Annotated in this window: 13 protein-coding genes; 6 read left to right on the top strand and 7 right to left on the bottom strand. The window is 62.4% G+C overall.

What is annotated here, in order from left to right:
- The first annotated feature begins 480 nt into the window (after nt 1-480).
- The gene (locus ACOYYX_RS16895; protein WP_422931084.1) at nt 481-708 is read left to right on the top strand and encodes a hypothetical protein; all 228 of its coding nucleotides are present in this window, start codon (nt 481-483) and stop codon (nt 706-708) included.
- Between the two features lie 156 nt (nt 709-864).
- The gene (locus ACOYYX_RS16890) at nt 865-1,761 is read left to right on the top strand and encodes a Gfo/Idh/MocA family protein (RefSeq protein WP_422931083.1); all 897 of its coding nucleotides are present in this window, start codon (nt 865-867) and stop codon (nt 1,759-1,761) included.
- Nucleotides 1,762-1,770: 9 nt separating this feature from the next.
- Here the strand turns inward: ACOYYX_RS16890 and ACOYYX_RS16885 are convergent, their stop codons facing one another.
- Both ACOYYX_RS16885 and ACOYYX_RS16880 read right to left on the bottom strand, forming a co-directional pair.
- Nucleotides 1,771-2,367, bottom strand: a complete 597-nt coding sequence (locus ACOYYX_RS16885; RefSeq protein WP_422931082.1) for a TlpA family protein disulfide reductase — start codon at nt 2,365-2,367, stop codon at nt 1,771-1,773.
- Between the two features lie 195 nt (nt 2,368-2,562).
- Nucleotides 2,563-5,238 (bottom strand): fused MFS/spermidine synthase, encoded by a 2,676-nt coding sequence (locus ACOYYX_RS16880; RefSeq protein ID WP_422931081.1) that lies wholly within the window; start codon nt 5,236-5,238, stop codon nt 2,563-2,565.
- A gap of 259 nt (nt 5,239-5,497) precedes the next feature.
- On the opposite strand from ACOYYX_RS16880, the gene ACOYYX_RS16875 reads away from it, so the two are divergent.
- Nucleotides 5,498-6,292, top strand: a complete 795-nt coding sequence (locus tag ACOYYX_RS16875) for a class I SAM-dependent methyltransferase (RefSeq protein WP_422931080.1) — start codon at nt 5,498-5,500, stop codon at nt 6,290-6,292.
- A 155-nt stretch (nt 6,293-6,447) separates the two neighbouring features.
- Nucleotides 6,448-7,308, top strand: a complete 861-nt coding sequence (locus ACOYYX_RS16870) for a 1-phosphofructokinase family hexose kinase (protein ID WP_422931079.1) — start codon at nt 6,448-6,450, stop codon at nt 7,306-7,308.
- Between the two features lie 45 nt (nt 7,309-7,353).
- Here the strand turns inward: ACOYYX_RS16870 and ACOYYX_RS16865 are convergent, their stop codons facing one another.
- The 5 genes from ACOYYX_RS16865 to ACOYYX_RS16845 all read right to left on the bottom strand — a co-directional run bounded on the left by ACOYYX_RS16865 (nt 7,354) and on the right by ACOYYX_RS16845 (nt 10,887).
- A complete protein-coding gene (locus ACOYYX_RS16865) occupies nt 7,354-7,767 on the bottom strand; it encodes a DUF2177 family protein (protein ID WP_422931078.1) in 414 nt (137 codons plus the stop codon).
- 57 nt (nt 7,768-7,824) lie between these two features.
- Nucleotides 7,825-8,745 carry an acyl-CoA desaturase gene (locus tag ACOYYX_RS16860; protein ID WP_422931077.1) on the bottom strand — a complete coding sequence of 307 codons (921 nt, stop codon included), beginning with the start codon at nt 8,743-8,745 and terminating at the stop codon, nt 7,825-7,827.
- Between the two features lie 8 nt (nt 8,746-8,753).
- Entirely contained in the window at nt 8,754-9,194 is a 441-nt protein-coding gene (locus ACOYYX_RS16855) for a TspO/MBR family protein (RefSeq protein ID WP_422931076.1), read from the bottom strand.
- A 169-nt stretch (nt 9,195-9,363) separates the two neighbouring features.
- Nucleotides 9,364-9,894 (bottom strand): SRPBCC family protein, encoded by a 531-nt coding sequence (locus ACOYYX_RS16850; RefSeq protein WP_422931075.1) that lies wholly within the window; start codon nt 9,892-9,894, stop codon nt 9,364-9,366.
- Nucleotides 9,895-9,996: 102 nt separating this feature from the next.
- Complete coding sequence (locus ACOYYX_RS16845) at nt 9,997-10,887, bottom strand: B12-binding domain-containing protein (protein WP_422931074.1); 891 nt, start codon at nt 10,885-10,887, stop codon at nt 9,997-9,999.
- A 304-nt stretch (nt 10,888-11,191) separates the two neighbouring features.
- Between ACOYYX_RS16845 and ACOYYX_RS16840 the strand changes: the two genes are divergently transcribed.
- A complete protein-coding gene (locus tag ACOYYX_RS16840; protein WP_422931073.1) occupies nt 11,192-11,656 on the top strand; it encodes a thiol-disulfide oxidoreductase DCC family protein in 465 nt (154 codons plus the stop codon).
- Between the two features lie 122 nt (nt 11,657-11,778).
- Complete coding sequence (locus tag ACOYYX_RS16835) at nt 11,779-13,107, top strand: NAD(P)/FAD-dependent oxidoreductase (protein WP_422931072.1); 1,329 nt, start codon at nt 11,779-11,781, stop codon at nt 13,105-13,107.
- Nucleotides 13,108-13,121 lie beyond the last annotated feature (14 nt).

Raw genomic sequence — 13,121 nt, 5'->3', positions numbered from 1 at the left:
CGGACTAACATCTCAATCGAAGAAATTCGGGCATAATTGCCTATCAATAACCTGAAGGTAAGAAGCGACGATATGAGCTCGATGTTCCCTCCCGCTCCGGATGAAGTGCCGATCAACCCCTACGAAGCTCCCAAGGTCGAAGGCATCGCCTTGCCCGAAGTCATGGACCTCGACCCCACTTCGGCAGAGGCCATTCGTCGCATCCATCTCAGGCATGAATCGTCGATCAAGAGCATCGGGAATTTGATGTTGTTCGGGGCGATTCTTTGGATCCTTTTCGGGAGCTTGACCAGCGTTATCGGCTCGGTGGCCCTTTTCTCTCGGAATCAGGTTAATACCGAGGGCCGGAATGATGCCCTCCTCTTACCTGTTGGAATAGTCTTGCTTTCGTTCGGAATCTTCTTTTTTATCGTCGGGAGAGGGATTCGCCGGTTCGAACCCTGGGCACGTCGGCTGGAGATCATCGCGTGCTCATTCGGCGTGATTTCAATCCATCCGATCTCGATGGGCCTGTCGATCTACACGCTCTATTTGCTGCTCTCGTCCAAGGGGAAGGTCGTCTTCTCCCCCGAATATCGAGAAGTCATCAAGCTGACCCCCCATGTCTTCTATCGGACCAGCCTCCTGGTCAAGATCCTCGTCACCTTGCTCGCGGTCGTCCTCGTGTTGATGATCATCGGGGGCATCTTCACTATCATGAAGACTTGAGGATGCCTTGAATTCGCGAAGTTCCGGCATCGATTTCAGGCGAGGCCTGCGGGTTGGCGTGAGTCGGATGATCTTCTAAGATCGCCTTGATTCGGATCAACGGCCTCAACCTTTCCAGGTTACGTGACCCTCATCGGACAAGAAAAGGGCAACTCCATGATTCGACTCGGGATCGTCGACTTCGACACCAGCCATGCCGTCGAGTTCACCAAGAGGTTCAACCACGTCGACATCGGCGAAGACCAGTGGGTTGAGGGGGCCAAGGTCGTCGCCGGTGTGCCGGGGCGTTCGGAGATCTCGCCCGCGGTGATCGGGCCGAATACGGAGAAGCTCAAGTCGTATGGGGTCGAGATCCTCGACGACCCCGCGGCCCTCTTCGGCAAGATCGATGCGGTGCTGATCGAATCGGTCGACGGGAGCGTCCACCTCGAACGCGCGATGCCGTTCCTGGAGAAGGGGATGCCGACGTACATCGATAAGCCCTTCGCATGCAGCCTCGCCGACGCCAAGGCCCTGATCGAGATCGCCGAGCGCAAGCATATCCCGATCATGTCGAGCTCGAGCCTACGCTACGCCCCCGAGGTTGTGGCGGCCAGGGGAGGGAAGGGGCCCCTGGGAGATATCATCGGTGTCTCGACGTATGGCCCCGCGCCGACCCATCCCAGGAACCCCGGCCTCTTCCACTACGGAATTCATCCCGTGGAGATGCTCTACACCCTGATGGGCGGGGGCTGCCGCAAGCTGACCTGCCTCAGCGAGCCCGGCGCCGAGGTCGTGACCGGCGTCTGGTCGGATGGGCGGTTGGCCTCGGTCCGAGGCATCCGCACCGGCGTGGCCGACTACGGGTTCACCGTCTTCGGCAGCAAGGGTGTGGCTACCCAGGGGGTGGGGACGACGTACATCTACCGGGAGTTGCTCAAGCAGATCGTGTCGCTTTTCACGACTCGACAGCAGCCCATCGACCCTCGCGAGACGCTCGAAATCGTGGCCTTCATCGAGGCGGCCAGGAAGAGCAGCGAGGCCGGCGGGGCTGCCGTCGAGATCAAACTCTGAGGGCAAGACTCAGCCGGCGGTTTTCGGGGACGGCTCGGCCTTGGTTTGAAGCTTGGTGAGCTTCTCCAGGAAGTCGACCACGGACGGGTTGTCCCACTCCGCCGACCCGACGTCGCTCGAGACGACCCGGCCATCCGGGGCGATGATGAACGTCGCGGGGATCCCCTCCGTCGCGAACACGTCGGGCATGTCCGTCGCCCTGAGGATCGTCATCGGCCAGTGCTTGTCGCGCAGGAAGGTGCGGACGGGCTCGGCGGAATCGTCGGTCGAGACGCAGACGAAGGCGACATCCTTGAGCCTGGAATTTCCGGCCAGGTTCGCGATTGAGGGCATCTCCGCCACGCAAGGCGGGCACCAGGTCGCCCAGATATTCAGGAAGATCGTCTTGCCGCGGAATTTGCTCAGTTCCACCGTCTCGCCGCCGAGGTCTTGCAACTTCCAGGCGAAGTTCGCCTCGCGGATGGCGTTTGGCGAGTCGAGCCGAGGCGCCGAGAGGTCGCCGCCCGTTGGAATTTTCGGGCCGAAGAACGCGAGGTAGAGAACCCAGGCCAGGACGGAGCCCAGGATGATTAACTTCCAGGGGCGTGCGGGGGGAGGCGTGGTCATGTCCTGGTCCTCGTCGAAGAGAATGCGGATCGGGCTGGCGAGCCGGCCGGCGTTAGATTCCCGGCCCTGGCTTCCAAAACTCCACCTTCAATAAAGACGGCCCCGAGATCAAGGCAAATGTCATTCGCCGAGTCTCGAGGCCGAATTATAGGGGAGTCAGGGCATCGACGCGTGGAATGACACGTCGAGTTGGCCTCAGTCGTCGCCGCGGGTAGCGGCGACGGGCGCCAGGAGGTTCTCGACCGGGGCGTAGTCGTCGGTCAGGACGATTCCTCGCGAACGCAGGTCGACGGCCTTCTGGTCCTCGGGACCATACGGCCTGGGCTCGAAGAGTCGGTCACGCTCGAAGAACTTGGGATCGTCGTCGCGGCTGCCGAGGTCCTTGAGGATGTCGTCGAGCGGTTGCTTCGAGGCGACCACCACGAACGTCTCACGCAGGCCCGCCCCCGGCACCTCGTCGGTGCCGAAGATGTAGACATGGGGGAAGGTCTTCTCGGCCGTCTTGACCCAGGCTCCGAGGAACCCGCCGTAATTCCTCGCCTTTGCGAGGGCCTCCTTCTCGACGCGGGCCTTGGCCTCATCGGAGCTGATCGACTCCTTCTCGATCCTGCGCTCGGCGTTCCGCTTGGCGGTCTTGTCGGACTCGTAGACGTCGATGATGTTGATCATGTAGACGCCGTCCGGCGACAGCATCTTGCCGAGCTTGTCGTTGAACTGCTGGGTCGTGAGGTGCCAGGGGACGGAGAAGTCGTTGAACGCATCGCCGAAGATGAGGTCGTACTGCTTGTTGTTCTGGTTCTTCTCGACGAACTGGCGGGCGTCGCCCCAGTAAGTCTGGATGGTCGTGTCTTTGGGCAGACCGGTAGCGATCTCGTTGGCCTTCGTGACCGCCGGGTCGATCTCCGCGACGTCGACAGCCGTGCCGGGGAAGGTGTGCTGCATGTAGCGCTGGAAGGTGTAGGCACCGCCGCCGAGGAAGAGGGTCTTCATGGGGTCGGCGTCCTTGGTGTTCGCCTTCTCACCCGCGGCCTTCTTCTGTTTCGCCTGAGCGATTCGGTGCGCGACCAGGGCATAGATATGCTCGTAGTCGTAGTCGAGCCGCTCGGGGTGGCCGAGGATGAAATAGCCGTGGATCAGGTTGTCGAGGACCAGGGTCCGCTTCTGCCCTTCGGCATCGGGTTCATTCTCGACCTTGATATAGTAGTAGTCGCTCTCGTCGAGGTAGGCCAATCCATCTTCGGTGATAGCAGGGTTGCCTATCTTCTCGCGGATGCCCCACTTTTCCCCCTGTTTTTCAAACCAGGGATAGGGGATGAAAGCGAGCAGGCAGAGTCCCAGCGGGATGCCCGCCCAGGCCGCATGGACCACCGATCCGAGTGCAGTGGCAGCGAAGGCGAGGATGGTCCCCAGGACGAGGAGAAGCCCCTTGGTCCCGAAGAAGTCGATGAGCACGAAGCCGGAGAGGAACGTCCCCAGGATGCTCCCCACCATCCCCCACGCATAGACCTGGCCGATGGCGGTGCCGGTCCGCTTGCTCCGACGCAGGCGTTCGACGGCGAGTTTCGCCACGACCGGGCTCACGGTCCCCATCGAGAGGGCCGGCAGGAAGAAGACGACCATCGTGACAAGCAGCACGCGGGAAGGCCACGCCATGTGGATGGCGGGCAGCCCAGGCAATTGCAACTCGTTCAGCGTGATCGCCCGGCTCAGCATGGATTTCTTGCTGCCGTCGAAGAGCCCCTCGTCGGTCAAGTGGGGCGGCGTTTCCAGGAGGAGCACCGAGAGGGTCAGGATCGACGCGGCGAGGAAAAGCCAGCTCGCGTGCTTCTCATTCCTTACGAAGTCGGCGACCTTGCCACCGACGAGGTTTCCCAAGCTCAAGCCGCCGAGGAGGACGCCGATCACGCTCGTCCAGCCGTAGATGCTCGACCCGAGGTGTCGCTGTACCAGTCGCCCGGCGACCATCTCGAGGGCCATGAATGTCAGGCTGGCGATGAACGAGAGTACGGCGAGGTCGGTCAGGCTCGTGCGAGACATCTCGGTCGAGTCGTCGACGACCGCGATTTCTTCGGTGAGGGCGTCGGCCTCGCGCTTGGCGGCGAGGAGCCGGGTGATCCCGACGATTGCCAGGGCCAGCGTGAGGAAGTGACCGACAAGGGCCACCGGGTTCACCGTGATCGAGGCCAGCGTGAGGCCGGGGACCGGGACCGAACGCACGACCGAGGGGACAGAGCTGAGGCCCAGGAAGACCGCCGCCAGTAGTCCGACCAGCGAGCCCAGTTTGTGTCGCAGCATCGCCGCCGACAGGAGCGCGAGGGCCGCGCCGACGAGGGTGACGATCGTGGAGATCGGGGCGACGTACATCAGGATGAAGCCGGCGATGAACGTCCCGACGATCGAGCCGATCGCGCCGAAGAAGTAGATGTCGCCGATTGCGCTCCCCGCCCGCTTGGCCTGCTCCACGGCGATCTTCGCCACGACCGGTCCGATCATGCCGAGTACGGTGGTCGGGATCAGGAAGTCGAGCGTGACGACGAGCATCGTCCGGAGGTTCCAGGGTATCGAATCCAGGCCCGGGGTCAGCCCGACGATGGCGTTCATCCAGAGGCAGCTCAGGCTCAGGAAGGCCCCGATCGCGTAGAGGGGGCCGATCGCCTTGCCCGGGTCGATCCGGTCGGCCAGGCGCCCGCCCAGCACGTTTCCGAGACAGATTCCACCGAGCATGATGCCGATCACGCTGGTCCAGACGGTCAGAGAGGCCCCCACATGATTCGCGACGAGGCGGCTGGCCACCAACTCGAGGATCATGATGCAGAGGCTGCTGAAGAAGGCGAGGAGATAAGGCAGGAGGCGGACGGCGAAGCCCTTCATGCGGCGGCGACTCCAGGAGGCGCGGTCGAGACCACGACGAATGTTTAGATCCCGTTACCTTAGCCGACGTTACGAGCATCCACAACGGTTTCCCCACCCATCATTTTTCCGGATTTCTTCGGTGAGCGGCGCGTGGGCGCAGCCGAAACCCACCCCAGGTCTCGAGTCGGGTTTGACCCTTTTGCCGTGCTCGGCTAGCATCCCGGTCCCTCTAGGCCAGGTCCACGTTCCCGATCCACCTCGACCCGAGGCATTGCCCGTGCGCCCGGACTACGCTCGCCAGTACCGTGAACTCTGGGAAGGCCACTGGTGGTGGCGCTCACGCGAGAAGTACGTCCTCGGCTGGCTCGAGCGACTCCATCGTCGGTCCGACCTGGGACGGATCCTCGACGTCGGCTGCGGCGACGGCCTTCTCTTCGACGCCCTCCGGCGCTTCGGCCACGTTGAGGGCCTCGAACCAGACGCCTCGCTCCTCAGCAATCCGAAGTGGCGAGATCGGATCTCCGTCGAGCCGCTCGACTCCTCCTTCGCCCGCGAGGAAACCTACGATCTGCTATTGATGCTCGACGTCCTGGAGCACATCGACGACGATGGCGAGGCGCTGGAGTCCGCCTTCAAGGCGCTGCAACCGGGCGGTTTCCTCGTCCTGACGGTCCCGGCCCTCTCCTGGCTCTGGAGCCAGCACGACGAGGCCAACTCCCACTTCCGTCGCTATCACTCGGCCAGCTTGCGTGAACGATTGGCGTCCGCGGGGTTCGAAGTCGAGCAGCTTCACTATTTCTTCTTCTGGACGGTCCTGCCTTTGCTTGCGAGGAGATTCCTAAGTCCGGCGCAGCAAGGGCACTCGGAATACGAGGTCCCGATCCCCGGGCGGCTTGTGAACCGCGCCTTGACCCGCCTCAGCCTCGTCGATCACGCCCTCGGGCGGGTCATGCGCTGGCCGGTCGGGAGTTCCTTACTGGCGATTGCGAGGCGGCCTGTCGGGTCGAAACGCCGGGCTGTCCGAATTTCGAGCGATGAACGGTTGCTCTCCGACGCATTCGCCGCACAATAATATGGATCAAGCCGGCTCGGCGCGGAAGCTGATCCTGAACTCATGTTCGCCCCCTATCCATCGGTCTCTCCATGATCCTTTGTGTGACTCTGAATCCTTGTCTCGATAAGACCCTCACGGTTCCTCCCTGGAAACCCGGCGAATCGATCCGAGGGATGGCCCTCCGCGAGGTCGTGGGGGGCAAGGGGAATAACGTCGCGCGAGCCCTCACCCGGCTAGGCCGCAAGGCCCGCCCCGTCACGTTCCTCGGCGGAGGGGTCGGGGATCATTGCCAAGAACTGCTCAAGAACGATGACGGCCTCGACCCGCTGGTCACCTGCACCGCGTCGTCGACCCGCGTCATCCTCACGGCCCGGACCCAGGACAGCCCGGAGCAGACGGCCTTCTTCGACCCCGACCCGGCCATCACGCCCTCGGAGGCCGAGGCCCTCTTCCATCGCGTCGAAGGGGCCCTGTCCGAAGGGGGCGTCCAGGCGCTCACCCTCTCGGGATCGAGCCCTTCCGTCTCCACCCACGGGCTTTACAGCGACCTGATCGCCCTGGGACGGTCGCGGCGGGTCCCCGTCTTCCTCGACACCTACGGCCCCGCACTCGACGCGATCTGGGGCTTCTGGCCGGACGCGATCCAGCTCAATCGACGCGAGGCCGCCACGCACCTACGCGTCTCTTCGGCCTCTGATTCCGACGTCTCGGCGTTGCTCGAAGACTGGGCCAGGCATGGAGTGGTCTGCGGGATCGTGACCGATGGAGCCGGGCCGGTCCTGGCCCAGTTCCGCGGCAAGCGTTTCAAGGTCACGCCGCCTAAGATCGACGCGGTCAACCCGATCGGCTGTGGAGACTGCCTCCTGGCGGGGCAGGTCGACGCCTGGGTCTCGGGTCGCGATCCGGTGGCCATGTTGCGTCATGCCCTCGGCTGTGCCGTCGCCAACGCCCTCGTTTGGGACGCGGGGGCGATCGACCCCGAAGAGGTCCGGCGCCAGGAAGAGGCCGTCGTCGTCGAGAGCCTCACGCGCTGATGGGTCGGCGGCCGGCAGGCGTCGGCCGCGATCCCTCCGAATTCATCACGTGAACATGCTGCGAGCCGTGCGCATGACGATCCCCGAGATGCCGCAGAGGACAGTCCCCCAGGCGATGTCCACCAGCGTCATGCGCAAGGTCCATTTGTCGAGCAAGGCATAGTTGGTTAACTCGAAGACGCCGTAGAGCACGAGCCCGAAGGCTGCCCCCCAACCGAAGGCTTCGGCGATCGTCGCATTGCTGCCGATCAGCGGATTGACGAAGAGGACGAGGCCTCCCGGGATCAGCACGTAGATCAGGATCGCCGCCGGCCATCGTGGGGCGAGCGCCCCCGAATGCCGTCGCGCAAGCTCGCCAATCTCCGTGTTATAGAAGCCCTTCATGAGGACTCCCAGCCAGAAGAAGTCGAGCAGCAGGAACACCGGCAGGACGATCGCGAATATTTTCAGGTGATTCATCACAGCTCCTCGTTGATGGCTCATGGGTGCGCGGTGCTATCGGACTCGCCGGCCCGCTCAAGTCGCCTCGCGTTGACGCATCAGTACCTTCCTCGGGACGGGCTTCAGACTCCAGACGAGTCCCAACCGCTCCAATCCCCAGAGCACGTAGTACGTCACGTCGACCTCCCACCAGAAAAAGCCCTGGCGTGCGGCGGTCGGGTAATGGTGATGGTTGTTGTGCCAGCCTTCGCCCAGCGTCAGGAAGGCGACGAGCGCATTGTTGCGGCTATCATCCCTGGTCGCGTATCGCCGGCTGCCGAAGAGGTGGGCGAGCGAGTTGACGCAGTATGTGGCGTGGTAGAGCGCCACCGTCGAAATGAAGAAGACCCAGACCACGAGCATCGGCCCATCTGTCTTCAGCCCCGGCCAGTGCTGTTTCAGCAACTCACCGAAGGCGTAGAGCGATATTGCGAAAATAGGCGCCGCCCAGAGTGCGCGGCGGTCGAGCCATCGCAATTCCGGGAACCGCAGCCAGTCGCGGATCAGCCCGGATCGGAGCTCATTATTCGCCGGGGTCAGGAACCAACCCATGTGGGCCCAGAGGACTCCATGGACGTGGGGCGAATGGACGTCCCCCTCGTGATCCGATCGACGATGGTGTTCCCGATGATGGGCCGCCCACCAGAGCGGTCCCTTCTGCATCGCCAGGCAACCCAATGCGGCGCCGAGGAATTGAAACCAGCGGGATGTTTTGAAGGCTCGATGGGAATAATAGCGGTGGTAGAAGGCCGTGAGGCCGAACGCCCTCGCGACGTAGAAGACGAGGGCGAGCACAACCGCCGTGGGACTCCATCCCACCCAGATTACCCCGAGACAACCCGCGTGCATCGCGACAATGGCCACGAGTCGCCGCCAGTCCGGCCGATCTCGACGGTCGAGCGAGGCGACTCGCGCATCGGTCTCCTGGTCGGCAAACGGCTCGATGTCCGAATGCACGTCACACGTCATCCGTTGAGTCTCCAGATTTGAAAGTTCGAGCACGCGGCAAAAGTCGTCCAGGCGAGGTAGGGGACCATCATCCACGCCGCCGCGAGACTGAAAGGCCGGAATGCCAACGCGGTGCTCGAGATCGTCAACCAGAGCCCGAGAATCTCGACGAACGCCCAGCCGGGCGACCGCAATCCGAAGAAGACGCCCGACCACAGCACGTTGAGCGCCAGTTGGAGCCCGAACAATGCCAGGGGCATCTTGCCGGACGACCAGCCCGAGCGACGCCAGACCAGCCAGGCCGCAGCTGCCATCATGAAGTAAAGCAATGTCCATACCGGGCCGAAGAGCCAATCGGGAGGCGTCCAGCTCGGCTTCGCCAGAGTCTGGTACCAACTCGTGACGGAGGTTGACGTGATGGCACCACCGACCCCGGCGGCTCCGAAGCAAACTGCCACGAATCCAACCAACCCGATCGCTTGATGCCAGGGACTCGGATGGAATTCCGTTGCCAGTACATCGTGACTAGTCGAGTTCGTCTTACCGGACTTGAGCCATGAGAGAGTTGCTCTGACGCCTGGCATCGTCAACGAAAGGCCTTGATTTGTTGCCATATCGCGTGTCCCTTTACATTGCCCTGGGCTGACCGTCCATGTACGCACGTGAGTCCGGGAAGATTCCGCGGAGGGTCTGCTGGCGGTAAGCGAAGATCTTCTTCAGGTCGGGGCGTACGAAGAGCCGATCGACGAGTTTCCCGCCGGGAACGATGTAGCTGACGACGTCGTGGCAGAGCGTGCCCCCATCGACGCTTTCAAAGGTGTGGTCGTGATACCAGCGTCGGTAAGGTCCGTGCATCTGCTCGTCCACGAAGCGATATGGGGGATCCCACACGCTGATGCGGCTCCTCCATCGCATAGGGAGCCCATGCAGGCGTAAGCGGTAGTCGATCTGCGTCCCCGTCTGGATGTCGATTGGTCTGGGCGTGACCACGTTGAAGGCGAGCCAGGGGGGCGTGATCGTCTCGAGTTGGAATGCGTCGGCGAAGAAGGCGAAGACGCGTTCCAGGTTCTCCGGCAGCCATTGGCTTGCCTCCAGCCGCGAGCCAGGATACGTCGGTGACGGGCCGATACGGATGAAGTCTCGGGTGTGCAAATCCATGACCGTTCTCGTGTGTCGTATGGTCTGTCAAGGATGTGTTCTCGATCCCCTGCGCGGGACCCTGCCGGGCCTCCTCCACGTGTTGCGTGGCGATCGTTGAAGTCATGTCTGAGGATCGCCATCGCTCAGGAATCCCAGCGTCCGAGGCCCCGGCTCATAACTGGGCTCGCCCCCCTTCGAGGAGCGCAAGAGGGCCCGCGCGAAGCCTTCGAGATGTTGCATCGTGTCGCCGTATGCCGAATAGTTCATGCGATGCCTTAAGTCATCGGTCAACGCCCGACCGCCGACGACCAGGGCCGTCCCTGAGGCCATGCACGCCTCGGAGAGCGCGGAGAACTTGCCCACGAGGTCGTAATCATCTCGGATGTGGGAGACGCTGAGCCAGAAAAGCCTGGGTTTTTCCTGGTGCACCGAGTTCACCAGCGACTCGATCGGGATCGAGGTCCCCATCGAAGTGGCATGGTAGCCCGACTCAAGCAGGACCAATTCGGCCATCGCCGAGGGCAGGGCGTAATGATCCCCCTCGAGGGTCCCGCCCACCGCCGTCCACCTGGCGTCGAAATCGGGCAGGTTCCTCCGAAGCTCGAAGAGCGTCCGCAGAGTGATCTCGCAGGCCCGGCGCTCCTGATAAACGTCCACCTCATTGCACTCCCATCGCTCGCCGATTATCCGAAAGGCGGATGCGATGACCTGGTCGAAGATCACGCTCAACGCGTGCTTGGCCAGATAGAGGTCGAACACGATCTGGCGGACCACCAACTCGTCACCCCCGAGCAGGGATTCGACCAGCCTCGGGCGGGCTTGCGCCAGGCCGATCCCCGACTGCTCGCTCGACGGCGGCAAGCCGAGCACCTCGGGCGACTTCAGCACGTGGCCGTGCTCGAGGGCGAACCGAAGGACTTCGGGCACGGCGATCTTGCGGTGTCCCCCCCCCGTCCTCACCACCTTGATCAGGCCCTGATCGCACCAACGTTTGAGTGATGACTCACTCACGCCAATCGCACGCGCCACCTGTTTTGGCGAGACCAGGTCTGTGCTCTTTTTCATACGCATATCACGCTTGCCATTTTGAACGAGTTGAACGAATTATCGTCCAGATGCCTGTGAAAGTCCAGATCCAATCACGATCAAGATCCCAACAGCCAGGATACGATTACGAACGAATTATTACGGATTACGGCCGAGTTTCTATGAAAAAATTCAGCAGATTGATTGTGTTAACCGCCCGAAATCGTGTGCCGCCCTTGTCCAAGCTGGCAAGTGTCGTTACGATGAGGTGGACGTTTTGAGCGTTTTGATGGAATTATGTCTCATGCCGAACATGATGCGAATCTCGGATCAGAGTCAGGTTGAGACCAGTCCCGATTGGGATGTCGAAGTTTTCTTCGACGCAGACTGTCCCCTCTGCCGACGCGAGATCGCCTGGCTTCGCAAATTGGATCGGCGAGCCAGGGTGCGTTTCACGAACATTGCGGACCCGCAGTTCGACCCGAAGAGCCTGGGCATTTCCTACGACCGCCTCATGGACCAGATCCACGCCCGACTCCCGGACGGGCGGTGGGTCCAGGGCGTGGAGGTTTTCCGCCGGATCTATTCGGCGCTCGGCTTCGGGTTCATCGTCGCCCCCACCCGATGGCCGGGGATCAGTTGGTTGCTCGATCGGGCTTACCAGGTCTTTGCCCGGAATCGTCTTCGCTGGACCGGCCGCTGTACGAAGGCGTGCGAGATCCCGCCGAAGGCCGAGGCGGGAGACGCCGCGTGACGGTTAGCGGGCGGCCGAGCCTCCTCGAATCCATCCACGAAGAACCTATCCATCCGGATTACAGCCATTGCACGTAGCCCGATCTATCGGGATACCTGCAAGCCATCAAGAAGACTTGGACGATGAAGATTGCCGTCATCGGTTCCGGCATCTCTGGCCTGGTCGCAGCCAACCGCTTGCAGTCGCGACACGACGTGACCTTGTACGAAGCGAACGCCTACCTCGGCGGCCACACGAATACGGTCGATGTGGAGCTCGACGGCGAGCGGCAACAGGTTGACACGGGATTCATCGTCTTCAACGATTGGACGTATCCGAACTTCATCCGGTTGCTCGAAGAATTCGACGTCGCCTCGAAGCCCACGATCATGAGCTTCAGCGTCAGCGACGAACGCACGGGGCTCGAATACAATGGCCACACGCTCAACACCCTGTTTGCCCAGCGTCGCAACCTGATCCGTCCGAGTTTCTTGCGGATGGTCGCGGACATCCTTCGCTTCAATCGCGAGGTTTTGAGCGTCCTCGAAGGTGACAACGAGGCGAAAACCGTCGGCGAGTTCGTGGCGGAGCGAGGCTACTCCAAGGGGTTCGTCGACCACTACCTGCTGCCGATGGGGGCCGCGATCTGGTCGTGCCCGACGGGAACATTTGCCGACTTCCCGATCCGTTTCATCGCCGAGTTCTATCGGAATCACGGCCTGCTCAACGTCGTCCGTAGGCCGACCTGGCGCGTCATCGAGGGTGGGTCGCATACCTACGTTCGCGCGATGATGGCAGGGTTTCGAGGACAGGTCCGCCTCCAAACCCCGGTGCGAGCAATTCGGCGTTTCGAAGATTGTGTGGAGGTCGACGCGGCCCCGAAGTCCGGCGAGCGATACGACCACGTCATCTTCGCCTGCCATGCCGACCAGGCGCTTCGCATCCTTGGCAATGGGGCGACGCAACCGGAACGCGAGATCCTCGCGGCATTCCCGTATAGCCAAAACATCGCCGTCCTCCACACGGATACCTCGGCCCTCCCCAATTCCCGACTGGCCTGGGCGAGCTGGAACTACCGACTGACCGGCAATCCCGCCGCGCCCGCGAGCGTGACGTACAACATGAACATCCTCCAGGGCCTTTCGTCGAAGCGAACCTTCTGCGTGACGCTCAACGACGAGGCTCGCATCGCGCCAGAGTCCGTCCTCGCCCGGTTCCATTACGAGCATCCGATCTACACGACTGGGCGGGCCGCGGCGCAGGCTCGCCACCGAGAGTTGCTGTCGAGCAACCGGACGTCATTCTGCGGCGCGTACTGGCGCAACGGCTTCCACGAGGACGGCGTCGTGAGCGCCCTGGCGGTTGTTGAGGCCATCGCTCCCGAGTTCTCCCACTCGAACTCGGGAGCGATGGCGAACCTTTGCCTGGATGAGCCCACTTACGCCCCACGGCGATCGGGGGTGGTAAGTTGACGATCCAGAGTTGC

It is taken from the genome of Singulisphaera chitinilytica, from assembly GCF_049331405.1.
GTDB lineage: Bacteria > Planctomycetota > Planctomycetia > Isosphaerales > Isosphaeraceae > PoT.
This window is presented reverse-complemented; position numbering and strand designations above follow the sequence as displayed.

Bases quoted from the DNA above. Each gene is read 5' to 3' on its own strand.
- ACOYYX_RS16870 (WP_422931079.1), top strand. From the start codon at position 6,448: ATGGCCCTCCGCGAGGTCGTGGGGGGCAAGGGGAATAACGTCGCGCGA.
- ACOYYX_RS16835 (WP_422931072.1), top strand. From the start codon at position 11,779: ATGAAGATTGCCGTCATCGGTTCCGGCATCTCTGGCCTGGTCGCAGCC.
- ACOYYX_RS16890 (WP_422931083.1), top strand. From the start codon at position 865: ATGATTCGACTCGGGATCGTCGACTTCGACACCAGCCATGCCGTCGAG.
- ACOYYX_RS16885 (WP_422931082.1), bottom strand. From the start codon at position 2,367: ATGACCACGCCTCCCCCCGCACGCCCCTGGAAGTTAATCATCCTGGGC.
- ACOYYX_RS16880 (WP_422931081.1), bottom strand. From the start codon at position 5,238: ATGAAGGGCTTCGCCGTCCGCCTCCTGCCTTATCTCCTCGCCTTCTTC.
- ACOYYX_RS16865 (WP_422931078.1), bottom strand. From the start codon at position 7,767: ATGAATCACCTGAAAATATTCGCGATCGTCCTGCCGGTGTTCCTGCTG.
- ACOYYX_RS16840 (WP_422931073.1), top strand. From the start codon at position 11,192: ATGGAATTATGTCTCATGCCGAACATGATGCGAATCTCGGATCAGAGT.
- ACOYYX_RS16850 (WP_422931075.1), bottom strand. From the start codon at position 9,894: ATGGATTTGCACACCCGAGACTTCATCCGTATCGGCCCGTCACCGACG.